Annotated in this window: 21 protein-coding genes; 8 read left to right on the top strand and 13 right to left on the bottom strand. The window is 71.3% G+C overall.

The annotated features are described in order from the left end of the window. The first annotated feature begins 128 nt into the window (after window positions 1-128). Window positions 129-743 (top strand): sigma-70 family RNA polymerase sigma factor, encoded by a 615-nt coding sequence (locus ACU6WZ_RS16570; RefSeq protein ID WP_447028823.1) that lies wholly within the window; start codon window positions 129-131, stop codon window positions 741-743. Then, window positions 740-1,903: a zf-HC2 domain-containing protein gene (locus tag ACU6WZ_RS16565; RefSeq protein ID WP_447028822.1), complete on the top strand. Its 1,164-nt coding sequence runs from the start codon at window positions 740-742 to the stop codon at window positions 1,901-1,903. Before ACU6WZ_RS16570 ends, ACU6WZ_RS16565 begins: the two co-directional genes overlap by 4 nt. 45 nt (window positions 1,904-1,948) lie before the next feature. Here ACU6WZ_RS16565 and purU read toward each other — a convergent pair whose 3' ends face one another. Together purU and ACU6WZ_RS16555 are read right to left on the bottom strand one after the other, a co-directional pair. Further along, the gene (gene purU, locus ACU6WZ_RS16560) at window positions 1,949-2,827 is read right to left on the bottom strand and encodes a formyltetrahydrofolate deformylase (protein WP_447028821.1); all 879 of its coding nucleotides are present in this window, start codon (window positions 2,825-2,827) and stop codon (window positions 1,949-1,951) included. Window positions 2,828-2,856: 29 nt separating this feature from the next. Continuing rightward, window positions 2,857-3,303, bottom strand: coding sequence for an SCO4402 family protein (locus ACU6WZ_RS16555; RefSeq protein WP_447034074.1), 447 nt, complete (start codon window positions 3,301-3,303; stop codon window positions 2,857-2,859). Between the two features lie 171 nt (window positions 3,304-3,474). Between ACU6WZ_RS16555 and ACU6WZ_RS16550 the strand changes: the two genes are divergently transcribed. Then, window positions 3,475-4,818 (top strand): ABC transporter substrate-binding protein, encoded by a 1,344-nt coding sequence (locus ACU6WZ_RS16550; RefSeq protein ID WP_447028820.1) that lies wholly within the window; start codon window positions 3,475-3,477, stop codon window positions 4,816-4,818. 63 nt (window positions 4,819-4,881) lie between these two features. Here ACU6WZ_RS16550 and ACU6WZ_RS16545 read toward each other — a convergent pair whose 3' ends face one another. Then, window positions 4,882-6,456: a hypothetical protein gene (locus ACU6WZ_RS16545; protein ID WP_447028819.1), complete on the bottom strand. Its 1,575-nt coding sequence runs from the start codon at window positions 6,454-6,456 to the stop codon at window positions 4,882-4,884. 250 nt (window positions 6,457-6,706) lie between these two features. Continuing rightward, a complete protein-coding gene (locus ACU6WZ_RS16540) occupies window positions 6,707-8,092 on the bottom strand; it encodes an NsdA family TPR-like regulatory protein (protein WP_447028818.1) in 1,386 nt (461 codons plus the stop codon). Between the two features lie 253 nt (window positions 8,093-8,345). Between ACU6WZ_RS16540 and ACU6WZ_RS16535 the strand changes: the two genes are divergently transcribed. The 3 genes from ACU6WZ_RS16535 (at window position 8,346) to ACU6WZ_RS16525 (ending at window position 11,609) form a co-directional block, all read left to right on the top strand. Further along, window positions 8,346-9,044 (top strand): bifunctional DNA primase/polymerase, encoded by a 699-nt coding sequence (locus ACU6WZ_RS16535; RefSeq protein WP_447028817.1) that lies wholly within the window; start codon window positions 8,346-8,348, stop codon window positions 9,042-9,044. 40 nt (window positions 9,045-9,084) lie between these two features. Next, entirely contained in the window at window positions 9,085-9,906 is an 822-nt protein-coding gene (locus ACU6WZ_RS16530; RefSeq protein ID WP_447028816.1) for an ABC transporter ATP-binding protein, read from the top strand. A gap of 80 nt (window positions 9,907-9,986) precedes the next feature. Then, a complete protein-coding gene (locus tag ACU6WZ_RS16525) occupies window positions 9,987-11,609 on the top strand; it encodes a transporter (RefSeq protein ID WP_447034073.1) in 1,623 nt (540 codons plus the stop codon). Between the two features lie 83 nt (window positions 11,610-11,692). Here the strand turns inward: ACU6WZ_RS16525 and ACU6WZ_RS16520 are convergent, their stop codons facing one another. After that, complete coding sequence (locus ACU6WZ_RS16520) at window positions 11,693-12,568, bottom strand: alpha/beta fold hydrolase (RefSeq protein ID WP_447028815.1); 876 nt, start codon at window positions 12,566-12,568, stop codon at window positions 11,693-11,695. 555 nt (window positions 12,569-13,123) lie between these two features. Continuing rightward, the gene (locus tag ACU6WZ_RS16515; protein WP_447028814.1) at window positions 13,124-13,816 is read right to left on the bottom strand and encodes an iron-dependent transcriptional repressor DtxR; all 693 of its coding nucleotides are present in this window, start codon (window positions 13,814-13,816) and stop codon (window positions 13,124-13,126) included. A 176-nt stretch (window positions 13,817-13,992) separates the two neighbouring features. Between ACU6WZ_RS16515 and ACU6WZ_RS16510 the strand changes: the two genes are divergently transcribed. Then, complete coding sequence (locus tag ACU6WZ_RS16510) at window positions 13,993-14,748, top strand: SIS domain-containing protein (RefSeq protein ID WP_447028813.1); 756 nt, start codon at window positions 13,993-13,995, stop codon at window positions 14,746-14,748. 66 nt (window positions 14,749-14,814) lie between these two features. Here ACU6WZ_RS16510 and ACU6WZ_RS16505 read toward each other — a convergent pair whose 3' ends face one another. Both ACU6WZ_RS16505 and pdxH read right to left on the bottom strand, forming a co-directional pair. Then, window positions 14,815-16,176 (bottom strand): PAS domain-containing protein, encoded by a 1,362-nt coding sequence (locus ACU6WZ_RS16505; protein WP_447028812.1) that lies wholly within the window; start codon window positions 16,174-16,176, stop codon window positions 14,815-14,817. A 549-nt stretch (window positions 16,177-16,725) separates the two neighbouring features. Then, entirely contained in the window at window positions 16,726-17,349 is a 624-nt protein-coding gene (gene pdxH / locus ACU6WZ_RS16500) for a pyridoxamine 5'-phosphate oxidase (RefSeq protein ID WP_447034072.1), read from the bottom strand. A gap of 314 nt (window positions 17,350-17,663) precedes the next feature. Between pdxH and ACU6WZ_RS16495 the strand changes: the two genes are divergently transcribed. Beyond that, on the top strand, window positions 17,664-18,764 hold the full coding sequence (locus tag ACU6WZ_RS16495; RefSeq protein ID WP_447028811.1) for a citrate synthase 2: 1,101 nt from the start codon (window positions 17,664-17,666) through the stop codon (window positions 18,762-18,764). 83 nt (window positions 18,765-18,847) lie between these two features. Here the strand turns inward: ACU6WZ_RS16495 and ACU6WZ_RS16490 are convergent, their stop codons facing one another. Genes ACU6WZ_RS16490 through ACU6WZ_RS16470 form a run of 5 tightly spaced genes read right to left on the bottom strand, consistent with a single transcriptional unit; the run spans window position 18,848 to window position 25,023 of the window. Next, the gene (locus ACU6WZ_RS16490; RefSeq protein WP_447028810.1) at window positions 18,848-19,525 is read right to left on the bottom strand and encodes a TetR/AcrR family transcriptional regulator; all 678 of its coding nucleotides are present in this window, start codon (window positions 19,523-19,525) and stop codon (window positions 18,848-18,850) included. Next, the gene (locus ACU6WZ_RS16485) at window positions 19,513-20,250 is read right to left on the bottom strand and encodes an enoyl-CoA hydratase family protein (RefSeq protein WP_447028809.1); all 738 of its coding nucleotides are present in this window, start codon (window positions 20,248-20,250) and stop codon (window positions 19,513-19,515) included. The genes ACU6WZ_RS16490 and ACU6WZ_RS16485 overlap by 13 nt, the downstream gene beginning before the upstream one ends. Continuing rightward, on the bottom strand, window positions 20,247-21,836 hold the full coding sequence (locus ACU6WZ_RS16480; RefSeq protein ID WP_447028808.1) for a 4-coumarate--CoA ligase family protein: 1,590 nt from the start codon (window positions 21,834-21,836) through the stop codon (window positions 20,247-20,249). The genes ACU6WZ_RS16485 and ACU6WZ_RS16480 overlap by 4 nt, the downstream gene beginning before the upstream one ends. A 44-nt stretch (window positions 21,837-21,880) precedes the next feature. Then, on the bottom strand, window positions 21,881-23,044 hold the full coding sequence (locus ACU6WZ_RS16475; protein ID WP_447028807.1) for an acyl-CoA dehydrogenase family protein: 1,164 nt from the start codon (window positions 23,042-23,044) through the stop codon (window positions 21,881-21,883). After that, entirely contained in the window at window positions 23,041-25,023 is a 1,983-nt protein-coding gene (locus tag ACU6WZ_RS16470) for an acetyl/propionyl/methylcrotonyl-CoA carboxylase subunit alpha (protein WP_447028806.1), read from the bottom strand. The genes ACU6WZ_RS16475 and ACU6WZ_RS16470 overlap by 4 nt, the downstream gene beginning before the upstream one ends. Window positions 25,024-25,041: the final 18 nt, after the last annotated feature.

The raw sequence follows: 25,041 nt of genomic DNA, 5'->3' as shown, positions 1-25,041 counted from the left end.
ATCCTTATCATCGCGGTCCGGGGAGCGGACGCACTTACCGCAAAGGGGCGTGCGTTGTCAGCGGCTCCGACTACATTCGGGGAAGTGACGAGGGGCACGGTGGGCAGGCGCACAGGGCTGGGGGCCGGATGGCGAAGGAAGCACCACCCCGCTGGGACCGCAGGATGCAGCAGCGGCTCGCCCGCGGCGAGGCGGCGGCACTCGGCGAGCTGTACGACCGGTTCGCCTCGCTGGTGCACAGCCTCGCCCACCGGGTACTCGACAACGACGCGGCTGCGGAGCAGGTCACGCGCGAGGTGTTCGGTTACGTCTGGGAGAACCCGGATGCCTACGAACCCCGGCAGGGCTCGATGAGGTCCTGGGTCGCCAAGCTCACGCACCGGCAGGCCGTGCACCGGCTGCGCCAGACCGAGACGGCCGCGCTCACCGGCGACAGCGGCGGCCCGGCCCGTTCGGAGGGCTTGGGCAGCGCCGCCGACGAGGAGCTGGAGCAGAAGGTCCGCCGGGCCTCGGTCGCGGCCCGCGCCGACTACATCGTGACCTCCATGCCCGCGCCGCTGCGGGCCGCGCTGGAGCTCGCGTACTTCCAGCGCAGGGACTACCGGCAGACGGCGGCGGACCTCGGCGTCACCGAGGACGAGGCACGCCGGCGGCTGCGGCTGGGCCTCCAGCTGCTGTCCACGGCGAACCCCAGCACGCAGGACGGTTTCCCGCACCCACCCGGCTACGGGTACGGACGATGAGCGCGCGGCAAGAGCCGCCGGGGCCGGCTCCGGACGAGACCCCGGCGCAGGCACCGGCCGCGCCCCCGACCCACCAGGTGCTCAAGTCCCTGCTGGGTGCGTGGGCGCTGTCCGCGTGCGCCCCCGAGGAGACCGAGGCCGTCGAGGACCACCTCACGGAGTGCGCCCCGTGTGCCGACGAGGCGTTGCGGCTTCGGGACGCGGTCGGTCTGCTCCACACCGAGCGCAGCCTCGATCTCGACCCCCTCCTGCGCAACCGTGTGCTCGACGGCTGCCTCGGCCGCAGGCCCGCGCGCATCCCCGTTCCCGGCTGGGCAGCGCCGTACGACGCCGAGACCGCGCGCCTGGACGCCCTGCTCCGCGACTTCGGCGACGCGGAATGGCACGCTCCGGTGCGCCTCAGATGGTTCGACGACGAGGAGGCGACGCACCGCAAGACGACAGTCGCCGGGGTCATCGGCCACCTGATGACCGTGGACGGCCTGGTCGCCTCGGCGCTCGGCCTCGACGACCCGCTGGGCACGGCGGGACCGGCGTCACCGTCGGAGCGTACCGAGGCGTTCTGGAGCGGCACCCACTTCCCAACGACCCGCAGGGTGCGCGAGCCGTGGCGCGAGCAGAGCCACGCGCTGATCCGCACGGTGTCCTTCGCGGGCCGCGGCGCCGCCGAGCTCTCCGTGTCGTACGGCGACTTCGCCCTGCCGCTGCGAGACGCCCTGCTGGACCGGGCCTTCGAATGCTGGGTGCACGCGAGCGACATCGCGGACGCGGTGGACTATCCGTACGAGCCGCCCGCCTCCGGGCACCTCAACCGCATGATCGACCTGGCGGCCCGGCTGATCCCCGCGACCCTCGCCGCCCGCCGCCGCGCGGGCCTCGCGGCCCCGGCCCGGCAGCTCGTCACAGCGGGCTCACCGGGCCGCACCCTGCATCTGGAGGTGGAGGGTACGGGCGGCGGCGACTGGTACATCGCCCTGGACTCACCTGCCGCGGTCGGCTCACCCGACCACACGGTCGCCCAGGTCGCCATGGACGGCGTCGAGTTCTGCCAGCTGGTGGCGGGACACGTCCCCCCGGAGGACGCCGCGGCCGGACAAGAGGGCGACCGGGGCGTGATCAGGGACGTACTCTTCGCGGCGGCGTCGATGAGCCGGCTGTAGGGCCTGTGCGGCTGCGCAGGGCGGGGCGGGACGGGACGGGACAGGCTAGGCGAAGACCACCGTGCGGCGGCCGTTGAGCAGGACGCGGTGCTCGCTGTGCCATTTCACCGCGCGCGCCAGCGCCTGGCATTCCACATCGCGGCCGATCGCCACCAGCTGCTCCGGGGTCACGTCATGGCCCACCCGCTCGACCTCCTGCTCAATGATCGGGCCCTCGTCGAGGTCGGCCGTCACATAGTGCGCCGTCGCACCGATGAGCTTCACGCCCCGCGCGTGCGCCTGGTGGTACGGCTTCGCGCCCTTGAAGCTCGGCAGGAAGGAGTGGTGGATGTTGATGATCCGGCCGTTCAGCTGCTTGCACAGGTCGTCGGAGAGGACCTGCATGTAGCGGGCGAGGACGACCAGCTCGACCCCCTCGGAGCGTACGAGCTCAAGCAGCTGCGCCTCCGCGTCCGCCTTGTTGTCCCGCGTCACCGCGATCTGGTGGAAGGGCACGTCGTACGAGCCGGCCAGTTCGGCGAAGTCCGTGTGGTTCGAGACGACGGCAGCGATCTCCACGGGCAGCGCGCCGATCCGCGAGCGGAAGAGCAGGTCGTTCAGGCAGTGGCCGAATTTGCTCACCATCAGCACGATCCGCATCCGCTCCTCGGGGCGGTGGATCTGCCAGTCCATCCGGAATGAGTCACCGATGGCGGCGAAGCTCGCGCGCAGTTTCTCGACCGTCACCGGTGCGTCCGCCGAGAAGTGGACCCGCATGAAGAACAGGCCCGTGTCGTGGTCGCCGAACTGCTGGCTGTCCTCGATGTTGCACCCGGTCATGAAGAGGTAGCTCGACACGGCGTGGACAATGCCCTGCTTGTCCGGGCAGGAAAGAGTGAGAACGTACTGGTCTGCCGGGGCAGGGCCGGGCTGCGGGGCGCTCATGCACCCGAGGATTCCACACCCGGCAGGGGTCAGGCCGCCCTGGTCACGATGCGGATGGCCTCCAGCGTGCGCGGCGCCGTGTCGGGGTCGTCCCCGTCGTTGGCCGCCAGCCGTATGTGCGCGTCGCGGGAGGCGCGTACCGCCTCGGGCCAGGCGTGGTGCTCCAGGTACGCCGATACGGGGGCGTCCGCGCCCACCTGATGCATGATCTTCAGCACCCGCAGCACGGCGACGTCGACGAGCGCTGCCTCCTGGGCGTCGCGGAATACCGTGCCGACGTACTTCTCGGCCGACCAGTTGTCCAGCCAGGTGTCCTCGACCAGCCGGTAGACGGCGTCGGTCACGTCTCCGTAGCCCTCCAGACCGGCCAGCCAGCACTCGTGCTGGAACGCGGGGTCGGAAAGCATGTGCAGCGCGGAACGCACGTTCGTGCGCCAGCGCCACCAGGGCATGTCATTGAGCGGCATGCCGCCCATGGTGGGGGAGCGACGGCCGCGACGGGAAGAGTTCACCGAACCTTGCACGGTTGCAGATCGTACGTTCCCCCACAGCACGGACGAACAGCCCCCCGTAATTCACCTCAATGTCACCCCACGTTAGGGCGTGCTCACTGTGCCGTTACCCATGGGGCGGAAGCGTGCACACACATGACCGGACGGCCACGCCCCTCCTCCCTGCGCCCACGCCTTCCGAAAGCCGCGGGCCTGATCGCCGCGGCGACGGCAACCGCGGTCGGTGCCTCACTGCTCGCCGGATGCGGAGTGCTCTCCGGGGAACCCGGGAACTCCGGGAACTCCAGCAACTCAGACGAGTCCCTCACCGTGATGACCTGGGCGCCCGAAGGAACCCAGGCCACGAACATGCCCGGCATGCCCGCCATGGCGAAGGCATACGCCCGCTGGGTGAACGCGAACGGCGGCCTCGCGGGCCGCGAGCTCAGGGTCCTCACCTGCAACGAGCACAACACCACCATCGGCGCGGCCAAGTGCGCGCGGCAGGCCGTCCGGGAGAACGCGATCGCGGTGGTGGGCTCGTACAGCCAGCATGGCAGGGCGTTCATGGCGCCACTGGAGACCGCCGGCATACCGTTCCTCGGTGGCTACGGCGCCTCCGACAAGGAGTTCTCCAGTCCGCTCTCGTACCCCGTCAACGGCGGGCAGCCGGCCCTCCTGGCCGGCAGTGGCCGGCAGCTCGCCGACGCGTGCGACCGGGTGTCCCTGGTACGCCCCGACACCGTCGCCGGGGACGCCCTGTCCGCACTGCTGGGCTCCGGGCTCACGCAGGGCGACCGCACGGAGCCCTTCGACGTGCGCGCCGCGGAGGACGCGAGCAGCTACAACGCGCAGGCAAGGCAGGCGCTCGACGCGGCGGGCGCCTTCGACGCGTACGGGACCGACAAGGGCTGCGTGACGGCCGTTCTCGGGGGCCGGACGGAGACATTCTTCGACTCGTTCCGCAGGCTGGAATCCGACGTGCGGCGGGACGTCTCCGTCGCGTCGGTCCTGGGCAGCGTCTCTCAGCCGCTGCTGGACCGCACGGGCGGCGAGAACGGACCGTTCGAGGGTGCGTACGTCACCGGCTGGTACCCGGTGGCGAGCGACGCGCGCTGGGAGCCGATGCGCGACGTTATCCAGGCGCACGCCTTCGTCGACAACAGGGTCGACCCGGCGGACGCAGGGGTGCAGACCACCTGGATCGCGTACACCGTGCTGAAGCAGACCGTCGAAGCGCTCGCCGACGGCGACAATGACCGCAGCATCACGGCGGACGATGTCGTGGCGGAGCTGAACCACGGCGGCGGCGTGGAGACCGGCGGCCTCACGCCGAAGCTCAGCTGGCGCCTGCAGGACATGCTGGCCTCGCCGGACTTCCCGCGCATCGTCAACCGGAAGGTGACCTTCCAAGTGGTGCGCGAGGGGCGGCTGGAGTCGGTGAAGGACGACTTCGTGGACGTGGGCCGGACGCTGGCACAGGCGCGGTCCGCGGGCTGACCCGGACGCGCTCCGGGGCCGGGAGGTCTCCCGGCGCCCCTTCTGCTTCCGCGGTGCCGGTGGTCAGAGCTGCGTGGCGGTGCGCTCGGTCAGGCCGTACCGCTTGGCGATCTGGTTCCAGATGCCTACGGCTTCCTTCTTGGCCTGGGACGCTTCCCCGCTCTCGCGGTTGCCCGCCTGCTGCTGCGGTGTGGAGCGGGCGCTGCCCTTCCTGCAGCCCTTCTTGCCCGCCACCTGGTCGGCCCAGGCCGCGTAGTGGTTGTCGGCCGCGGCGGACGCCTTCCACGCGGCGGTCAGCGACGCCGACAGCTTCGTGTGGTCGGGCAGCTTGTCGACGGTCAGCCCCTCCAGGCGCGTCACCAGAGCGGTGCGCTGCTTGGCGGCGGCACGCAGGTCGCTCGCCGCCTTGGGCAGGTTCTTGCAGGATCCGATGGACTGGACGGCACTGATCACCGAGGCGCGGCTGTCGTTGCTGTCGGCGAGCAGCGCGTCCAGGGACTTCGCCTGCGGCTTGGCCGGGTCCGGGGCGGCCTGCTGTGAAGCCTCGGCCTCGGCCGACTTGGAACTCGCTGCGGCGACCGGCGTGTTGCCCTTGGGCTTCTCCTCGTCGCCGCCACTGAGCAGCGCTCCGGCGCCGAGGCCGAGCACGGTGGCGCCGACGACGACCGCGGCGATCAGCACCAGGGGCGACGACCTGCGGCGCGCGGCCGGCCCGCCGGGAGCCGCGGGCGCCACGGGTGTGGCTGCCGGTGCGGCCGCGTTACGACGCGCGGCACGGCCCTGCGGAGCGGCGCCGAACTGCGGCTGCTGGTGCGGGGGCTGCTGGTGCGCGGCGGACTGCGGCATCTGTTGGGTGGAGTCCGCCGGCTGCGGGCCCGCGTCCGTACGGAAGAGGCTGTCGAACTCGGAGGGCGGCTGCCGGTCCTCGGGGGCGCCCGGCCGGATGCCGTACGGGGCCCCCGGCGGGGCCTGGGGCACGTTCTGGGCGGGCGGCACCGGCGGGAGGTACTGGGTGGCGTCCGCATCGGCGGCGGCCATGTGAGCGGGCCCCGCGGGGCCGACGTGCCGGCCGAGGAACTGCGTCGAATCCGACGGGTTCTCGGGCGGCAGGGCTCCGGGCCCGGCGGGCGGCACGTACGGAATGTACTGAGTGGCGTCCGCGTCGGCCGCAGGAGCACCGGCGGGGGTCTGCGCCGGCAGGGGCATCGGCGGCGGGGTCTGCTGCGGCTGGGGTAGGGACGCGCCGTACTGCTGCTGCGGGTGGGCCTGCTGGGGCGGCAGAGCGCCCGGCTGCGGCTGCTGGGCTGCTGCGTACTGCGGCTGCTGTTGTTGCTGTTGTTGCTGTACGGGCGGCAGGGTGCCGTAGTGCTGCGTCTCCTGCTGCGAGTGTGGCAGCCCGGCGCCGTACTGCTGCTGCGGGTGCTGCTGCTGCGGGTGCTGCGCCTGCTGCTGCTGCGCCGCGGCCGACTGGGGCCCCCAGGGATCGCCCCACGGCTGCCCACCCGCGGGGGCCACGTGCTCCTCGGGTGTCCCGGGGATCCAAGGACCGCTGCCGTCCGCGGGCAGCACGACACCTTCGTGCGCGGGTGGCCGGGCGGCGGGAAGCCGCGACTCGTCACCCTGTCCGCTCTGCGTCACCGAGACTCCTACGTGTGGGCGTGACTGTGTACTTACGAAACCGTCGGTTCACGCTACCGGGTGGCTACACCCCTCTGCCACGCGCCCACAGTCCCCACACAACACACCCGACGCCCCACCCGTCGCCCGTGTAACACGATGCGCCCTCAAGGCGCTGCTAATGGGCCCCGGCGCCCCCGCAGCACCGCTTCCACCGCACCGCCCCGCCGCACCGCCCCGCCCCGTCGCACCTCACTGCCGCACCGCCTCCCTACGCCGCCTGCATCTCCAGCCGGGCCCCGAACTCCCGTACCGCAGGCTCGTCGCGGTACGGCTCCAGCCGCTCCCGGAAGTCGTCGAGGTACTCCGCTCCCCGGTTCGACCGCAGCGAGGCCAGCAACTCCACCGCACGCGTGCCCGTGTGGCAGGCCTGCTCGACCTCGCGCTGCTGGACCTGAGCCGTCGCCAGCAGGACCAGACCGATCGCCCGACGCCTCACCCGTGTGTCCGGATGGCCGTCCAGGGCGTCCTGTGCGCGCCGCGCCGCCGCGTCCCCCTGGCCCAGGTCACGGGCACAGTGCGCCAGCTCGTCCGAGAGGTAGGCGTGGTCGAAGTGCGCGATCCACCCGGGATCGTCGCCCGTGTCGTGTGCCGACCGCTCCAGCGCGCCCAGCGCCCTCGCCGCCGTCGCATGACAGGCCCGCGCGTCGCGCATCAGCGCGTGCCCGCGCGCCTCCGCCGCGCAGAACATCGCCTCCGCGCGGGGCGTCACCCTCCCGCGCGCCCCCTCCTGGGCCGCCCGCGCCAGCTGTGCGATCTCCCGCGGGTTCCCCAGCTGGGCGGCCAGGTGGCTCATGGACGCGGCCAGTACGTACCCGCCGTAGGCACGGTCGTCCGCGGCCTGGGCCAGCCGCAGTGCCTGGATGTAATAGCGCTGGGCGAGTCCGGGCTGCCCGGTGTCGACCGCCATGTAGCCGGCCAGTTCGGTGAGCCGGGCGACCGCCGCGAACAGGTCCCGGCCCACCGATTCGCGGTACGAGCCGCAGAGCAGCCCGGAGACCACGCTGTTCAGGTAGTGGACGACGATCGGGCGCACGTGCCCACTGCCGAAGCGGTGGTCCAGGTCCACGAGGGCGTCCGTCGTCGCCCGTACCGCCGCAACGTCGGACGCGCCGACCCGCCCGCCGCCCGCGATCCTCGCCACCTGGCTGTCCCCCGCGGTGATCAGCCAGTCGCGACTCGGCTCGACGAGGGCGGAGGCGGCGACCGTCGATGCCGAGAGGAAGTCTCGGCGCCCCACATCGCTGCGCCACAGTTCACAGACCTGCTCGATCGCCCCCGGCACGGTCGGGGAGAACTGGAGGCCGATCCCGGAGGCCAGGTTCTTGCCGTTGGCCATGCCGATGTCGTCGATGGTCACGGTGCGGCCGAGTTTGCGTCCGATCGCTTCCGCGATGATGCCCGGCGCCCGTCCGCGGGGCTGCTGTCCGCGCAGCCAGCGGGCGACCGACGTCTTGTCGTACCGCAGGTCGAGGCCGTGTTCGGCGCCGCACATGTTGACGCGGCGGGCGAGCCCGGCGTTGGAGCACCCGGCTTCCTGGATGAGCGCCTGCAGCCGTTCGTTCGGCTGGCGGGCGACGAGAGGCCTGGCTGCCATTGACTACCCCCTGGTACCGCTGTGGTGTGTGGGTCGTGAACTGATCACTGCCCGGCGGATATACAGAGAATGCGGAACATGCCGGAAGAGAGCGGTATTGATGGTTTTTGGCCGTCATTCCCGCCCTCCATCGAGGTGGCTACCCTCCCGCCGAGCCACGGCCTCCCGCGCGCCCCCACCCATGCACCGATGCGCCCCCGCGTGCAGGATCGTTGTTCCTCCGCGAGGCTCCACGCGCCCGTAACTCAAGGTGATGCCGGGAGTTGAGCTGAGCGTGGAAGAGACCATCGGAGTCACGGACGCCGCCCAGATCCCCAAGCAACGCGGCGATCAACTGCTCGACAGCGCCGTGCGGTACGCGGAAGAACGGCACTGGGACGTGTTCCCCGGCACGTGGCTGGAGGCGCACGAAGGCGTCGAGCTCTGCTCGTGCGGCGTCCCCGCCTGCGCCTCGCCCGGTGCGCACCCGGACCGCCCCGACTGGGCGACCCAGGCGACGGGCAGCGCCACCGCGGCGCGCCGCCTGTGGTCGAAACAACCCCGCGCCTCGATCCTGCTGCCCACCGGCCGCACCTTCGACGCGGTGGACGTGCCCGAGTCCGCCGGGTTTCTGGCGCTGGCGCGCATGGAGCGGATGGACATGACGCTCGGCCCCGTCACCTGCACCCCCGACCGCCGGATGCTGTTCTTCGTGCTGCCCGGCGCCGGCGCCAAGGTGGCCGATCTGGTACGGAAGTTGGGCTGGACGCCGACCGCGATCGACCTGGCCACCCGGGGCGAGGGCGACTGGGTCGCGGGGCCGCCGACCCGGCTCGGCGGGATGGGCGCGGTGCAGTGGGCACGCCGGCCCACGCCCGCCAACCGGTGGCTGCCCGACGTCGAGGAACTGATCAGCCCGCTCGCCTACTCCTGCGGACGGGAGGCAGCCGCCGCGCGTACCCGCCGACCGTAGGGTGGTTCCCGTAACACGGGGACTCCGAGAGGCTGGCGACATGCCCGACCAGGCAGCGAGACCGCAAGAGGCGGGCGGAGCGCACGGCGCTGCGCCCGCCGCCGTACGCGCACAGGGTCTGTGGAAGCGCTTCGGCGAGCAGACCGCCGTCGCGGGCATCGATCTGGAGCTGCCCGCGGGCAAGTTCATCGGGCTGGTCGGACCGAACGGGGCGGGCAAGACCACCACCCTGTCGATGGTGACGGGGCTGCTGAGGCCGGACGCGGGCACGATCCTGGTCGGCGGGCACGACGTGTGGCAGGACCCGGTCGCGGTGAAGTCGCGCATCGGCGTACTGCCGGAGGGACTGCGGCTCTTCGAGCGCCTGTCCGGGCGCGAACTGCTGGCGTACTCCGGGCGGCTGCGGGGTCTTCCCGGCGACGAGGTCGACAAGCGGGCGACGCAGCTCCTCGACGTACTGGACCTCGCGGGGGCGCAGCACAAACTGGTCGTGGACTACTCGACGGGCATGCGCAAGAAGATCGGTCTCGCGTCCGCACTGCTGCACAATCCCGAAGTGCTCTTTCTGGACGAACCCTTCGAGGGGGTCGACCCGGTGTCCGCGCAGACGATCCGCGGCGTGCTGGAGCGGTACACGCTGTCCGGTGCGACCGTCGTCTTCTCCAGCCATGTGATGGAGCTCGTCGAGTCGCTGTGCGACTGGGTGGCGGTGATGGCGGCGGGCAGCATCCGCGCCCAGGGAACGCTCGCGGAGGTGCGCGGGAACGCACCGTCGCTGCAGAGCGCCTTTCTGGAGCTGGTGGGCGCGCGGGGACTGGACAGCGGAGAAAGCCTCGACTGGCTGGGCGGCGGAGCCCGGTGACGACTGGCTTTTCGAGCGTTCCCGGGAACGACGGTCTGAGCGTTCCCGCGAACGACCTGCCAAGCGTTCCCGGGCACGACCTGCCGAGCGTTCCCGGGCACGACCTGCCGAGCGTTCCCGGGATCACGCCTGTTTTCGTACGGCTCAAGCTGTCGCTGCTGCGCAACGGACTGCGGCAGTCATCGGGGCGCAAGGTCGCCTACATCCTGTCCGGGGTGTTCGCGCTGCTCTTCGCGGCGCTTCAGCTGATCGGTCTGATCGCGCTGCGCGGGAACGCACATGCGGCGACCGTCGTGGTGCTGCTGGTGGCCGTTCTCGGTATCGGCTGGGCGGTGATGCCCCTGTTCTTCCCCAGTGGCGACGAGACCCTGGACCCGACGCGTCTGGTGATGCTGCCGCTGCGGCCGAGACCGCTGATCCGGGCACTGCTGACGGCCTCACTCGTGGGAATCGGGCCGCTGTTCACCCTGTGCCTAGCCCTGGGTGCGGTGATCTCCGTGGCGCACGGCGCCGCGGCAGCCGCTGCCGGTGTGCTCGCCGTGCCGCTGACGCTGCTGCTGTGTGTGGCGCTGTCGCGCGCCATGGCGGCGGCGAACATCCGGCTGCTGACGAGCCGCAAGGGCCGGGACCTGGCGGTCCTGAGCGGTCTGGTGATCGCGGTGGGCATCCAGCTGGTGAACTTCGGTGCGCAGCGCCTCAGCAACGCGGGCGGCCTGTCGCGGCTCGACCCGGTCGCGGACGTGCTGAGCTGGGTGCCGCCGGCGTCCGCGATCGGCGCGGTGGGCGCGATGAGCGACGGGGCGTACGTCCGGGGCGCGGCCCAGTTGCTGCTGTCCGTGGCCGCCCTGGGCTGGCTGTTGTGGTTCTGGGAGCGCAGCCTGGTGAAGCTGATGACCGCCCCGGACGGCTCGACGCTCCAGGGCGCACAGACATCGCGCAAGGAGTCGTCGTCGGGCACGGCGGGCAGGCTCCTGCCCGAGGGGCGCACGGGCACCGTGATGCAGCGAAGCCTGCGGTACGTGTGGCGGGACCCCAAGACGAAGGCCGCCTGGGTGACGTCGCTGGCCATCGGAATGATCGTTCCCGTGTTCAACGCGCTCCAGGGAACGGGCTCGGTGTACCTGGCGTGTTTCGCGGCCGGGATGCTCGGCGTGCAGATGTACAACCAGTTCGGTCAGGACACGTCCGCCTTCTGGATGGTCGCCATGACGATCTCCACGAGGCGCGACGCGTACGAGGAACTGCGGGCGCGGGCAATGGCGCTGCTGGTTGTCACGCTCCCGTACACGGCACTGGTCACCGTCGTCACGGCAGCGCTGGTGGGTGACTGGCGGGCCCTTCCCGAGGCACTGGGCCTGTCCTTCGCGCTGCTGGGCGCGATGCTCGCGACGGGGGCGGTGGCCTCGGTGCGTTTCCCGTATTCGATCCCCCAGGACAGTGCGTACAAGAACGTCGCACCTGGGCAGGCCGGTTTGGCGTGGATCTCGATCCTGGGCGGCATGATCGCGGCGGCGCTGCTGTGCGCTCCGCTGATCGCGCTGACGATCTGGCTGCATGTGGCGGACGCGCAGGGCTGGTTGTGGGTGGTGCTGCCGCTGGGGGCGGCGTACGGGACGCTCATCTCCTGGGCCGGCGTGCGCTGGTCGGCTCCGCAGGCCGCAGCGCGACTGCCGGAGATCCTGACGGCCGTGAGCAAGGGCTGACCGCCGGTCACACGCCGGACACCGGAGGCCTGGTGGTCTGGTGCTTGATGTCTGATGCCTGTGCGTGGCGGCATGTCCGGCGGTCAGGAAACGACCGTCTCCTCGGCGGCCTCTTCCAGGAACGGTTCTATCGCCGCGCGCCAGGCCTCCGGCTGGTCGTAGTGGACGAGATGACCCGCGTCCGCCACCTCGGCGTACTGCCCGCGCGGCAGCACCCTGACCATCTCCTGGGCCTCCGCGCGGCCCAGTTCGCCGTCGAGGCCGCGGACCACCAGGGCCGGGCACTGCACCAGCGCGAGCTGCTCCCAGTGGGCGTCGTGCACCCAGGTCTCCCGGGAAGTGAGCATCTGGTGACGGGAGAACACCGGGCGCCAGCCGTCGGCCCGTTCGGCCATGGTCTCGGCGAAGAACTCGCCTCGGGCCGGGCTGGGGCGTTCCACCCAGGGGTCGTCCTCGCCGAACCACTTGCGGACGTCGGCCAGCGTGGCGAACGGGACCGGCCAGGACTTGAACCAGTCGTCCCACTCGCGCTGCGACGCGGCCCCCAGGGCGCTGGCACGCATGTCGCAGATCACCACGGCCCGGACGAGGTCGGGTCGCCTGGCGGCGAGCTGCCAGGCGGTGAGAGCTCCCATCGAGTGCCCGACGAGAGTGACGGGCGCGAGGCCCAGCTGCTCGACCGCTGCTTCCGCGTCCATGACGTACGCGTCACGGGTGTAGGGGCCGTCGGCCGGCTTCTCGCTTCGGCCGTGGCCCCGTTGATCGAGCGCGACGGCCCGGTGGCGCTCGGACAGCCAGCGCGCGGTGCCCGCCCAGTGCGAGGCGCGCCCCATCAGCCCGTGGAGCAGCAACACCCCGGGGGCGCGGTCCTTCTCCCCGCTCTCTTTGGGAGGGTCGGCGAACTCCCACGCCGCCAGGCGTACGCCGCCGGCTCCGGTCACGTCGATGCGCCGCACCATGTCTTGGCACCTCCTTCATTCCCCGGGTGGTCGGTCCGTCAGTCGTCGAGTTCAGCCAGACTATCGAACCTCTATTCGAAAATGCGGTTCCCGCTCCTAACACCCCTCGTTCGAGTGACGACCGCCAAGGATTGACCGGCGCTGCCGGGGGGAGATCTTCAGCGGGAGGCGGGCCGCTCGGGGAAGACGGTCCGCGGGGGCTGACCCTGGGAGCTCGGGGCTCCGGGTCGGCGAAGGGGAGGACCGGCTCCGGCGCCGCAGGGCGCCGGAGCCATCCCCTTCCCCACAAGCCTGTTGAGCAGCGCGAAGACGGGCGGCACCCAGTCGGTGCCGGCGTGACGGGTGCATCGCCTGCCCCTCCCCGGGGCCCCACCGGCGCACGGCCGGCGGCCCCCACGTCATGTGCCTCGGTCACAGCCTGGCACGCCGTCCGCCCGATCGCTGGGATTCCGGAGGATCGCCGAAGCGCCCGAGGATCACCGCCCCGGCCCCGGACGAACCCGGGGCCGGGGCGCGCGCCGCCCGGCCTCAGCGCTTGGCGTCTAACGCCCGGCGTCAGCGCTTGGCGACGAACACGTGCGACGCCACCTCGGCGTTGAGCTCCGCGGCCTCGCCACTGCTGCCGACCAGCACCCCGCCGGGGGACTCCGTCACGCTCACGACCGACCCGGGCTGTACACCCGCGCGGCGCAGCGTGTACATCAGCTGGGCGTCCGTCTGGATCGGCTCCCCGATCCGGCGTACCACCACCGTCTTGCCCTCCGGGCCCGGCGCCAGCTCGCTCAGGCTGACCATGTTGTCGTCGAGGAAGGCCTCCGCCCCAGTCGTCTCGCCCAGCTCCTCAAGGCCCGGAATGGGGTTGCCGTACGGAGACTCCGTGGGGTGGCGCAGCAGCTCCAGGACGCGCCGCTCCACCGCCTCGCTCATCACGTGCTCCCAACGGCATGCCTCCGCGTGGACCTGCTCCCACTCCAGGCCGATCACGTCGACGAGCAGGCACTCGGCGAGCCGGTGCTTGCGCATCACACGGGTGGCGAGCATGCGCCCCTCGCCGGTCAGCTCCAGGTGGCGGTCGCCCGCCACCGTCACCAGACCGTCGCGCTCCATGCGCGCAACGGTCTGGCTCACCGTCGGACCGCTCTGGTCGAGCCGCTCGGCGATACGGGCGCGCATGGGGACCACGCCTTCTTCCTCGAGCTCGAGGATGGTGCGGAGATACATCTCCGTGGTGTCGATCAGTCCGGACATTCGTGCCCCTCGATTGCTCGTGCGCTGGCCCTGCCCCAAGTCTGACGCATCCCACCGACAACCGTGCCTCGGTCGAGCGAAGCCGTATTGACAGAGCACTGGTCCAGACCGCAACGTGATCCGCGCCACGGCTACACCCACCGGCCGCACCCACAGCTGGAAAGGTCTCCTCCGCGATGAGCGAAAGCAAACTGGCCGGTCAGTTCTTCGACGCCGCGATCAGCCTGCTGCACCGGGTCCGCGACGAGGAAGCCGGGAACATCCGGGCCGCGGGCGCGGCGATCGCCGACGCGGTGGCCGCCGGCGGGCGGCTCTTCGCCTTCGGCGCCGGCCACTCCTCCCTCGCCGCTCAGGACGTGGTCTACCGGGCCGGCGGTCTCGCCGTGATGAACCTTCTCGCCGTTCCCGGGACCGTGGGCATCGACGTCATGCCGGCCACCCTGGGCTCCGCCCTGGAGCGCGTCGACGGGCTCGCGGGCGCCGTGCTCGACAGCAGCCCCGCCACGGCCGGCGACGTACTGGTCGTCATCTCCCTGTCCGGTCGCAACGCCCTGCCCGTGGAGATGGCGATGAACGCCCGGGCACTCGGGCTCACCGTCATCGGCGTGACCTCGGTGGCGTACGCACACGAGACGAAGTCGCGCCACGTCTCGGGAACGTTTCTCAAGGACCACTGCGACATCGTGCTCGACAGCAAGATCGCGGTCGGCGACGCGGAACTCACCGCGGACAGCGTCGAGGCCCCGTTCGCCCCCGCCTCGACGGTCGTCACGAGCGCCCTGATGCAGGCCATGATGGCTACGGCGGCCGGCGACCTGGCCGACCGGGGCATCGAACCGCCCCTGCTGCGCTCGGGCAACGTCGACGGCGGCCACGAGTGGAACGGCCGCGTGATGACGGAGTACCGCGACCGGATCTTCTTCCGGCACTAGGCAGCGTCAGGCGGCGTCCGGTCCGGCTCCCTCTCCCCGAGGCAGCGGCTCCGACTGCGGCTACGGCTACGACAGCGACTGCGACTGCGACAGATCGATCGCCGCCGCGACCCGCACGGCGATGTTCTCCGCGTACGCCGCGTCCGGGCGCTCGAACGCAACCCGGCTCGGCCCGCGCAGGAACGTCGCCACCCCCAGCGTCCTGCCCCGGCTGCGCAGCACCGCGCACAGGGCGTGCACCGTGCCGTCCGGCCACTGACGCTGCGCCGCCCAGCCCTCCGGGCCGCCGCTCGCCCGTACCGAACCCAGCCGGTCGAGACACTGGAACGCGGGGTGACCCCGCGGGTACGGAACCGGGATGCCCGCGTCACCGGTCGCCGGAAGGCACGGGCCGGGGGCGCCCGACGGAGTGGCCGCCGCCCGGACGAGACGGCCCGGACGGTCGCCCACGGTGAGGTCGATCAGTGCGTGGTCGGCGAAGCCTGCGAGCCCGAAGTCCAGGTAGGACAGCGCGGCCTCCATCGGGTCCTCGCACTCCGCGGCCGTACGCCCCGCCCGGTGCAACTGGTTGGCGCGAAACCTCTGCTGCGCGGCTTCCTGTTCCGCCGCTTTCGCCCGGGTGATGTCCTGGAACAGCCAGCCGACCCCCAACGGCACCGGTTCCTCCGCGAGCGGCGACGCCAGCCGCAGGAAACCACTGCGCCAGCACCGGCGCCGCTCCCCCTTGCCGCCCTCCTCGGCCGTACGCAGGGTCACCCACAGCTCGGCCGGGGCGGGCGGCGCCCCCTCCGCCAGTACGTGCTGGAGGGCACCCTCCAGCTCCTCCACGCCCTGGACGACGAGCTCCCCCAGCGGGCGGCCCAGCAGCGCCGTACGTCCGGCGCCCAGCGCCCGCGCGGCGTAGGCGTTGACGACGGTGGGGCGCAGGTCGACGTCCACCAGGACCACCCCCCAGGACGCGTCCTCGAAGAGTGCCTCGCTGAGCGCGATGGCGCGCTCCAGGTCGATCTGCGCGTGCACCTCGCTGAACGCGCAGTAGACCCCCGCGGGCTTGCCCTCGGCGCCCCTCACACCGGCCGACTGTGTCCGTACGAGAACACGCCCGCCGTCCTTGCGCAGCAACGCGAACTCGTGCACCTGACGGCCCTGCCCGTGCATCGCCGTCAGCAGCCGTCCCTGCACCTCGTCCGCATCCGCGCTGCGCACCGCCCAGCCCGCGAACCCGGCCCGCCCGACGGCGTCCTCGGCGCTCCACCCGAGGATCCGCTCGGCCTCACGGTTCCAGTGGGTGATCACACCGTCGGCGTCGAACGCGCACAGCGCCGCGTCCATGCCGTCGAGCAGCGCGGCCAGCAGATCACCGGAACCGGACCCCGACTCGTCGGGCCCGACCGCGTCGGTGGTCTCGCCCATCCGGGAAGCACTCACCTGGCACCCCCTGCAGGTGTTCGCCTGTACTGAATCGAACCGGGGATCATTCAACTGGAACGTGACCCAGAACACACTCACTTCGGGAAAATCGCTGTGCCGGGGAAATCGCTGTTCCACGGGAACCGATACCACCTCGGGCCGCGAAATTGGGTTGAGCGCTGCCCGAGTGGCTCCTAGGCTGGGTGCACACACCGAAAGGAGGTGATCCGAAAGTGTTTTCCCTTCGGACCAGTGAGGTGACTGCGGGCTGAGGCTCGCTGTCGCACTCCGTGCGGTGCCGGTGATCACCGGCCCAATCCAAGCAGTCACCGACCCGCGGGCTCGCCGGTAAGTCCGGCCGGCTCCTCTTCGGAGGAACCAGAGCCCGCGGGTTTCTGCGTTCCTAGGGGGTGTCTGACAATTCCCCGTGGGTCAAGGAGCGGCGTCCGGTGCGTGCGATCGCAAGGCGCCGGACAGTCCTCGTAGCGGAGCTACTAGGGCTTTTCGGCAACGCTGCGAGCGTGCCTGCCGGGCGTCGCGACGCCGCGGGGAATCGTCAGACACCCCCTAGGGGCAGAGGCGTTCGACGCGCCAGGCTCCGGTCTCGGCAACGTAGCGCAGGCGGTCGTGCAGACGGTTTCCGTGGCCCTGCCAGAACTCGACGTTCTCGGGAACGACCCGATAGCCGCCCCACTCCGGTGGCACCGGGACGCGCTCGGTCTGCGGATAGCGCGCTGCCAGTTCCTCGTAGCGCGCCAGCAGCTCTTCGCGTGAGGCGATCACCGACGACTGGTCGCTCGCCCACGCTCCGAGCTGTGAGCCGTGGGGGCGCGTGCGGAAGTACGCCGCTGTCTCGTCGCGGCCGATCCGTGTCGCTGTTCCGGTGACGGTGACCTGGCGTGCGATGCGGTGCCACGGGAAGAGGAGTGAGACGTAGGGGTTGGCGGCGATCTCGGAGCCCTTGCGGGAGGCGTAGTTCGTGAAGAAGACGAAGCCCCGGCCGTCGTACTGCTTGAGCAGCACCATGCGGGACGAGGGGCGGCCGTCGGGGGTGGCGGTGGAGACGACCATGGCGTTCGGCTCGTGGAGCCCGGCGGTCGCCGCTTCCTGGAACCACCGGTCGAACTGGGCCATCGGCTCGGCGGCGAGTTCCGCCTCGGTGAAGGCCTCGCTGCGGTAGTGCTCACGCATGGCGGCAGGATCGAGATCTCGGTTCGGCACGGTGCCATCCTGCCGCAGCGTCCGAGTCTGCCCGGCACCCGGTGCCGTCAACCCTCTCCGCACGAAATGGGGCAGTGTGCCGGTAATCACGCTTCCCCGCATCGGCGGAACCCGCCAAAATCTTGCTGTGGGCCACTGTGGCCTCCATACAGCAGGGGATATCGTGCCTGCTTCCGAAGCGGTGAGGTGACCACCGGCGGCGCGGGACGCCACCGGCGTGGTGGCCCAACCTGCGACCTGAACCCGCTGCCTGTTGCCGTTCACAGATCTTGAGGAGCCGCCTGATGTCCGACTTCGTACCCGGACTCGAAGGAGTCGTCGCGTTCGAAACGGAGATCGCCGAACCGGACAAGGAGGGCGGTGCGCTCCGCTACCGGGGCGTCGACATCGAAGACCTGGTCGGGCACGTGTCCTTCGGGAACGTCTGGGGTCTGCTGGTCGACGGCGCTTTCAATCCGGGGCTGCCGCCGGCCGAGCCGTTCCCGATCCCGGTGCACTCCGGTGACATCCGCGTCGACGTGCAGTCGGCGCTGGCGATGCTCGCTCCCGTGTGGGGTCTGAAGCCGCTGCTGGACATCGATGAGCGGACCGCCCGCGACGACCTGGCGCGCGCCGCTGTGATGGCACTGTCGTACGTCGCCCAGTCGGCGCGTGGGCAGGGTCTGCCGATGGTTCCGCAGAAGGAGATCGACACGGCGCAGACCGTGGTGGAGCGCTTCATGAAGCGCTGGCGCGGCGAGCCCGACCCGAAGCATGTGAAGGCCGTCGACGCGTACTGGACGTCGGCCGCCGAACACGGCATGAACGCTTCGACGTTCACCGCGCGTGTGATCGCCTCCACGGGCGCGGATGTGGCCGCTGCCCTGTCCGGTGCGGTCGGTGCCATGTCCGGGCCGCTGCACGGGGGCGCTCCTTCGCGCGTCCTGGGAATGATCGAAGAGATCGAGCGCACCGGTGACGCGACCGCTTACGTCAAGCAGGCCCTCGACAAGGGTGATCGTCTGATGGGCTTCGGTCACCGTGTCTACCGTGCCGAGGACCCCCGGGCGCGCGTTCTGCGGCGTACGGCGAAGGAGCTCGCGGCGCCGCGTTTCGAGGTCGCGGAGGCCTTGGAGAAGGCGGCCCTGGAGGAGCTGCACGCGCGGCGGCCGGACCGGGTGCTGGCCACGAACGTGGAGTTCTGGGCGGCGATCGTCCTCGACTTCGCCGAGGTCCCGGCGCACATGTTCACGTCGATGTTCACGTGTGCGCGCACCGCCGGGTGGAGCGCACACATCTTGGAACAGAAGCGCACGGGGCGGCTGGTGCGGCCTTCCGCGCGGTACGTCGGTCCTGCGTCGCGCAGCCCGCACGAGGTGACGGGGTTCGACGACATCGCGCGCTGAGCGGCCGGGCCCGCCGACGCCCCTTGGAGCCCCTGTGGGGCCCCGCGGGGCCCTGCGGGGGCGGGGGCCGGGCCCGGGGGCACTCAGGGGGCGTCGGGCAGCGCGTCGTCGAGCAGGGCGGCCCATTGGGCCACCACCCGGTCGCGGCGCGGCGCGTCGTCGGTGAGCAGGTTGGCCAGGCCGAGGCCGCGGGCCATGTCGAGGAGGCCCTGGACTGTTTCGCGTACGCCGGGGACCGATTCGTCGGCGCACAGGAGGTCCACGGCGATGCGGTGCGTCTCGCGGCCCACGCGGCTTTCGAGTTCGGTGACGCGGACACTGAGCTGGTCCTCGTTGGAGGCGGCGACCCACAGGTGCAGGGCGGCGCGGAAGAGCGGCCCGGTGTAGAGATCCACCAGGGCGCCGATGACTGCGGCGCGGTTGGCGGCGCCTTCGGGGAAGAGTGCGCGCAGGGCGGTCGAGCGTTCCTCGGCGACGTATTCGACCGCCGCGGTGAAGAGGTCTTCGCGGGTGGGGAAGTGGTGCTGGGCGGCGCCCCGGGAGACGCCGGCTCGTTCGGCGACTACGGACACCGTGGAGCCTGCCCAGCCGCGCTCGGCCAGGCAGGACACGGCGGCTTCGAGGAGTCGCTGCCTGGTGGCCCGGGAGCGGTCCTGCTTGGGGGCCTTGCCGACGGCCCCCACCGGGGCGGGGGCCGAGGTGGGAGCCTGGGGCGGGGTCGGGGTGGGAGCCGGGGGCGGGGTCGGGGTCACAGCACCCATGCGGGGTCCCGTCGTTCGAGGAAGGCCGTCACGCCTTCGGCCGCCTCCCGTGAGGCGAACAGGCGCGCGGACTGCTCGACGAGCGTGTCCGTGTCCCGGTCGAAGGCTGCCAGCACTGTAGCCGTGACCAGGCGCTTGGACTCGGCGAGCCCCTGCGGGGAGGCTCTGCGCAGCCCGTCGAGTACGGGCGCGAGCGCCTCGTCGACATCGTGCTCGCAGGCGATCGTCACCAGTCCGGTGCGGGCCGCCTCCGCCGCTTCGAAGCGTTCCCCGGTGAGGTAGAAACGGGCTGCCGCGCGCGGGTCGATGCGGGGCAGCAGCGGCATGGAGATGACCGCGGGGGCGAGCCCGAGCCGGGACTCGGTGAACGCGAAGCTCGCACCGGGCCCCGCCGCCGCGATGTCGCACGCCCCGAGAAGCCCGAGGCCGCCGGCGCGTACGTGTCCGGTCACCCGTGCCACCACTGGTTTGGGCAGTTCGACGACGGATCTGAGGAGGGCGACGAATGCCGCGGGGTCGGGCGGGGACCTGAGATCGGCTCCGGCGCAGAACGTGCCTCCCGCGTGGGTGAGCACCACCGCCCGCACAGTGGGGTCCTTCGCGCAGCCGGACAGGGCGTCGCCGAGGTCACCGACGAGCCCCGCGGAGAGCGCGTTGCGGTTCGCGGGTGAGCTGAGGGTGAGGGTGGTGATCCCGCGTTCGTGTGCCGCCGCTACCAGCGTCATGCGCCCTCCCTTTCGCGCAGGGCGCGCAGTTCGCGCAGTTCGCGCCTGAGGATCTTTCCGGAAGCGGCTCTGGGGACGCTGTCGATGAAGGCGACGTGGCGGACCTTCTTGTACGGCGCGACGCGCTCGGCAACGTATGCCGTGACGTCGTCCTCGGTGAGGCGGGCGGCCGGCTGCGGGACGACGTACGCCATGGGGGCTTCGTTTCCGTCGGCGTCGTACACGCCGATGACCGCCGCGTCCGCGATGCCTTCGTGGGTGAGGAGGAGGGCTTCGAGTTCGGCGGGGGCCACCTGGAAGCCCTTGTACTTGATGAGTTCCTTCACTCGGTCGACGACGTACAGCCAGCCGTCGGCGTCGGTCCTGCCCACGTCGCCGGTGTGCACCCATCCGTCGTCGTCGATCATCGCGGCGGTGGCGTCGGGCCGGCCGAGATAGCCCTTCATCACCTGGGGGCCGCGGATCGCAATTTCGCCGTCCTCTCCGATGCCCACGTCCTTGTGGGGGTCGTCGAGGGACAGGATGCGCATCTCCGTTCCCGGGAGCAGCTTTCCGACCGTTCCGGGGGGCGGATTCGGCGCGTTCACGGGAACGACGTGTGTGCCCGGGGACAGTTCCGTCATGCCGTATGCCTGGAGGACGGGTGGCAGTCCCAGGCGCTGCGAACAGGCCTGTGCGAGTGCGGCGTCGAGTGGTGCCGCGGCACTGACGATGTACCGCAGGCCGGACAGGTCGTAGTTGGCGACAGCGGGATGTTTCGCGAGGGCGAGAACGATCGGCGGTGCGACGTACAGGCCGCTGATGCGGTGCTTCTCGATCGCCGCGAGGAACTGTCCGAGGTCGAAGCGCGGCAGGACGACGACGGTCGCCCCCTTGCGCAGCGGGGCGTTCATCAGAGCGGTGAGGCCGTAAATGTGAAAAAAGGGAAGCACGGCGAGGATGCGGTCGCCGGGGCCCATTGGGATGAAGGGGTCGAGCTGCGCGAGGTTGGTGGCGATGCTGCGGTGCGTCAGCATCACGCCCTTGGGAACGCCTGTCGTGCCGGACGAGTACGGGAGTACCGCGATGTCCTGGCACGGGTCGATGGTGAGCTGTGGTTCGGGGGCGGTCGAGCCGAGCATGCCAAGGATCGAACGGTGTCCGTCCGCGTTGTCGCAGACGAAGATCTCCTCGATGCCCCCGGCGATTTCGGCGGCCCGCCGTGCGGCGGGCAGGAGCGGTGAGACGGTGACGATCCAGCGGGCAGAGGAGTCGCTGAGCTGCTTGGCGAACTCCTCCGCCGTGGACAGCGGGTGCACGGTGGTGACGGACGCCCCGGCTCGCGTGGCGGCGTAGAAGACGACCGGGTAGGCAATGGTGTTGGGGCTGTGCAGGGCGAGTACGTCGCCCTGCCGCACGCCGGTTTCGCTGAGTGCGGCGGCGATGCGCCGGTGGAAGGCGTCCAGCTGGCTGTACGTGATCGTGTCGCCGTTGGTGCCGTCGATCAGGGCGGGTGTTTCGCCGTACTCGGCGGCCCGGCCGAGCACCGCCTCGTGGATGGGCAGTTCGACGGGCTCTACGGATGCGTACTCGCTCTGGAACGCCATGACGGTCCCCTCCGCGGTGTGGGTGGTGGCCAGAATCGCGCGTACTAGTACGACTTGGGGAGACCCAGGGACTGGTGGGAAACGAAGTTCAGGATCATTTCCCGGCTGACGGGCGCGATACGGGCCACCCGGGCGGCGGTGATGAGCGAGGCGAGGCCGTACTCGCGGGTGAGGCCGTTGCCTCCGAGGGTGTGGACTGCCTGGTCGACGGTCTTCACGCAGGCCTCGGCGGCGGCGTACTTCGCCATGTTGGCGGCCTCGCCCGCGCCGAGGTCGTCGCCGGCGTCGTAGAGGCGTGCTGCTTTCTGCATCATGAGGCGGGCGAGTTCGAGTTCGATGTGTGCCTGGGCCAGGGGATGGGCGATGGCCTGGTGGGCGCCGATGGGGGACTTCCAGACGGTGCGTTCCTTGGCGTAGGCGACAGCCCTGCCGAGGGCGTAGCGGCCCATGCCGATGGCGAAGGCGGCGGTCATGATGCGCTCGGGGTTGAGGCCGGCGAAGAGCTGGAGGAGACCCGCGTCCTCGTCGCCGACGAGGGCTTCGGCGGGCAGCCGCACGTCGTCGAGGACGAGTTCGAACTGCTTCTCGGGGGCCTGGAGCTCCATGTCGATCTGTGAGCGCTGGAAGCCGGGGGTGTCGCGGGGGACGATGAACAGGCAGGGTTTGAGCCGACCCGTCCTCGCGTCTTCGGTGCGTCCGACGATGAGCGTCGCGTCGGCTATGTCGACTCCGGAGACGTAGATCTTGCGTCCCGTGAGCAGCCAGTGGTCGCCGTCGCGGCGTGCCGTGGTGGTGATCCGGTGGGAGTTCGATCCGGCGTCGGGTTCGGTGATGCCGAAGGCCATGGTGAGGGTGCCGTCGGCGAGGCCGGGCAGCCAGGCGGCCTTCTGTTCGTCGGTGCCGAAGCGGGCGATGACGGTGCCGCAGATGGCGGGCGAGACGACCATCATCAGCAGGGGGCAGCCGGCGGCTCCCAGCTCCTCCAGGACGATGGACAGTTCCGCTGTGCCGCCGCCCCCTCCGCCGTACTCCTCGGGCAGGTTCACTCCGAGGTAGCCGAGCTTGGCGGCGTCGGCCCACAGCTCTTCGGGGCGTCGTCCTTCGCGTACGACAGTGACGAGGTAGTCGCGCCCGTAACGCTTGCCGAGGGCGGCGACGGCGGACCTGAGCGCTTGGTGTTCCTGGGTCTCTGCGATGTCTGTGCTCATGACTGCTGGTCCTCCTGGGACTCGTGTGCCTGGACGACGGCGAGCAGGGCGCCGACCTCGACCTGGTGGCCGGGGGCGGCGTGGAGCGCGGTGAGCGTGCCGGAGGTGGGAGCACAGATGCGGTGCTCCATTTTCATGGCTTCCAGCCAGAGCAGGGGCTGTCCGGCGGTGACGTGTGCGCCGGACGCGAGGCCTTCGGCGACGCGGACGACAGTGCCGGGCATGGGGGCGAGCAGCGAGCCCGGTTCGGTGCGGGCGGCGGTGTCGGGGAAGCGCGACAGGGGGGTGAGGGTGTACGAGCCGCCGGTGGAGATGTCGGCGTACACCCGGCCGCCGGGGTACGGGGTCACGGAGAAGTGCCGGAGTACGCCGTCGATTTCGAGCGTCACGTGATCGGCCCGGGCGTCATTCACGTGAACGCCTTCGAAGCGTTCCGCGGTGAAGCTGCCGTCGCGGGTCGGCCGGTAGTGGACTGCGTGCTGCGCTCCGCCGGGTTCACATCGGTACGTTTTCAACTGTTCCCGGGAAGCGACGTTGCGCCAACCTCCGAGGCGGGCGGCGACCGTTGTGCCGCCGGCGCGCCGCGCCGCGGCGTCGGCGAGAGCGGCGGCGAGCGCGGCGAGCGCTCCTTCCGTGGCGGCGGACGCGGGTGGCTCGGTCAGCGCCGCCAAGTGGCGTTCGTAGAAGCCGGTGTCGAGCCGTGCGGTGGCGAAGTCGGGGTGGCGCAGTGAGCGTACGAGCAGGTCCCTGTTGGTCACCGGTCCGTGGATACGGGCCCGCTCCAGAGCGTGCGTGAGTGCGCGCACGGCTTCGGCGCGGGTGGGCGCGTGGGCGATGACCTTGGCCAGCATGGGGTCGTAGTGCACCCCGATGTGGTCCCCGGCGGCGTACCCGCTGTCGAGCCGCAGACCGGGGCCCTCAGGGACGCTCAGGGCGTGCAGGGGCCCGGTCTGGGGCTGCCAGTCGCGGGCCGGGTCCTCGGCGTAGAGGCGGGCTTCCACGGCGTGGCCGGTCGGGGCGGGCGGTTCGGCCGGCAGGGCCCCGCCCTCGGCGATCCGCAGCTGGAGGGCCACCAGGTCGATGCCGTAGACAGCTTCGGTGACGGGGTGCTCGACCTGGAGGCGGGTGTTCATCTCCAGGAAGTACGGGCGGCCCTCGGCACAGACGAGGAACTCGACCGTTCCGGCGCCCCGGTAGCCGACCGCCCGCGTCGCCGCCAAGGCCGCGTCGTGCAGGGTGGCGCGCAGGGCGTCGCCCAGGCCGGGTGCGGGTGCTTCCTCGACGACCTTCTGGTGACGGCGCTGGAGCGAGCAGTCGCGGGTGCCGAGCGCCCACACGGTGCCGTGAGCGTCGGCCAGCACCTGGACCTCCACGTGGCGGCCGTTTTCGACGTACGGCTCGGCGAAGACCTCTCCGTCGCCGAACGCGGAGCGCGCTTCCGCGGTGGCGGCCGTCAGCTCACCCGGGAGCGCCGCCAGGTCGCGTACGACCCGCATCCCTCTGCCGCCGCCGCCCGCCGCCGCCTTGAGGAGCAGCGGCAGATCCGCGTCGGTGATCCTGTCGGGGTCGACGGGGGCCAGGAGGGGCACTCCCGAGGCCGCCATGAGTTCCTTGGCGCGCGTCTTGGACGCCATGGCTTCGATCGCCTCGGGGGGCGGCCCGATCCACACCAGACCCGCGTCGAGTACGGCACGGGCGAACCCGGCGTTCTCGGAGAGGAATCCGTACCCGGGATGCACGGCGTCCGCGCCGGCCGCGAGTGCGGCCTTCACGACGAGGTCACCGCGCAGATAGGTGTCGGCCGCCGCCGTTCCCGGGAGGCGTACGGCAGCGTCCGCGGAACGCACGTGCAGCGCTCCCGTGTCCGCGTCGGAGTACACGGCGACGGTGGTGAGGCCGAGCCGGGCGCAGGTGCGAAAGACGCGGCAGGCGATCTCGCCGCGGTTGGCGACGAGGACCGAGGTAATCGTCCGAGGCATCAGCAAGGGCCCTTCACA

It is taken from the genome of Streptomyces hypolithicus, from assembly GCF_052934925.1.
Note: the sequence above shows the minus strand (reverse complement) of the source record. Positions and strands in the feature narration are given on the sequence as shown.

What these genes read in the sequence shown, in the direction of transcription:
- ACU6WZ_RS16550 (WP_447028820.1), top strand. Translation starts at nt 3,475, where the DNA reads ATGACCGGACGGCCACGCCCCTCCTCCCTGCGCCCACGCCTTCCGAAA.
- ACU6WZ_RS16555 (WP_447034074.1), bottom strand. Translation starts at nt 3,303, where the DNA reads ATGGGCGGCATGCCGCTCAATGACATGCCCTGGTGGCGCTGGCGCACG.
- ACU6WZ_RS16530 (WP_447028816.1), top strand. Translation starts at nt 9,085, where the DNA reads ATGCCCGACCAGGCAGCGAGACCGCAAGAGGCGGGCGGAGCGCACGGC.
- ACU6WZ_RS16485 (WP_447028809.1), bottom strand. Translation starts at nt 20,250, where the DNA reads ATGACGCTGGTAGCGGCGGCACACGAACGCGGGATCACCACCCTCACC.
- ACU6WZ_RS16510 (WP_447028813.1), top strand. Translation starts at nt 13,993, where the DNA reads ATGAGCGAAAGCAAACTGGCCGGTCAGTTCTTCGACGCCGCGATCAGC.
- ACU6WZ_RS16490 (WP_447028810.1), bottom strand. Translation starts at nt 19,525, where the DNA reads ATGGGTGCTGTGACCCCGACCCCGCCCCCGGCTCCCACCCCGACCCCG.
- purU (WP_447028821.1), bottom strand. Translation starts at nt 2,827, where the DNA reads ATGAGCGCCCCGCAGCCCGGCCCTGCCCCGGCAGACCAGTACGTTCTC.
- pdxH (WP_447034072.1), bottom strand. Translation starts at nt 17,349, where the DNA reads ATGCGTGAGCACTACCGCAGCGAGGCCTTCACCGAGGCGGAACTCGCC.
- ACU6WZ_RS16475 (WP_447028807.1), bottom strand. Translation starts at nt 23,044, where the DNA reads ATGAGCACAGACATCGCAGAGACCCAGGAACACCAAGCGCTCAGGTCC.
- ACU6WZ_RS16520 (WP_447028815.1), bottom strand. Translation starts at nt 12,568, where the DNA reads ATGGTGCGGCGCATCGACGTGACCGGAGCCGGCGGCGTACGCCTGGCG.
- ACU6WZ_RS16515 (WP_447028814.1), bottom strand. Translation starts at nt 13,816, where the DNA reads ATGTCCGGACTGATCGACACCACGGAGATGTATCTCCGCACCATCCTC.
- ACU6WZ_RS16565 (WP_447028822.1), top strand. Translation starts at nt 740, where the DNA reads ATGAGCGCGCGGCAAGAGCCGCCGGGGCCGGCTCCGGACGAGACCCCG.
- ACU6WZ_RS16470 (WP_447028806.1), bottom strand. Translation starts at nt 25,023, where the DNA reads ATGCCTCGGACGATTACCTCGGTCCTCGTCGCCAACCGCGGCGAGATC.
- ACU6WZ_RS16540 (WP_447028818.1), bottom strand. Translation starts at nt 8,092, where the DNA reads ATGGCAGCCAGGCCTCTCGTCGCCCGCCAGCCGAACGAACGGCTGCAG.
- ACU6WZ_RS16535 (WP_447028817.1), top strand. Translation starts at nt 8,346, where the DNA reads ATGCCGGGAGTTGAGCTGAGCGTGGAAGAGACCATCGGAGTCACGGAC.
- ACU6WZ_RS16570 (WP_447028823.1), top strand. Translation starts at nt 129, where the DNA reads ATGGCGAAGGAAGCACCACCCCGCTGGGACCGCAGGATGCAGCAGCGG.
- ACU6WZ_RS16495 (WP_447028811.1), top strand. Translation starts at nt 17,664, where the DNA reads ATGTCCGACTTCGTACCCGGACTCGAAGGAGTCGTCGCGTTCGAAACG.
- ACU6WZ_RS16480 (WP_447028808.1), bottom strand. Translation starts at nt 21,836, where the DNA reads ATGGCGTTCCAGAGCGAGTACGCATCCGTAGAGCCCGTCGAACTGCCC.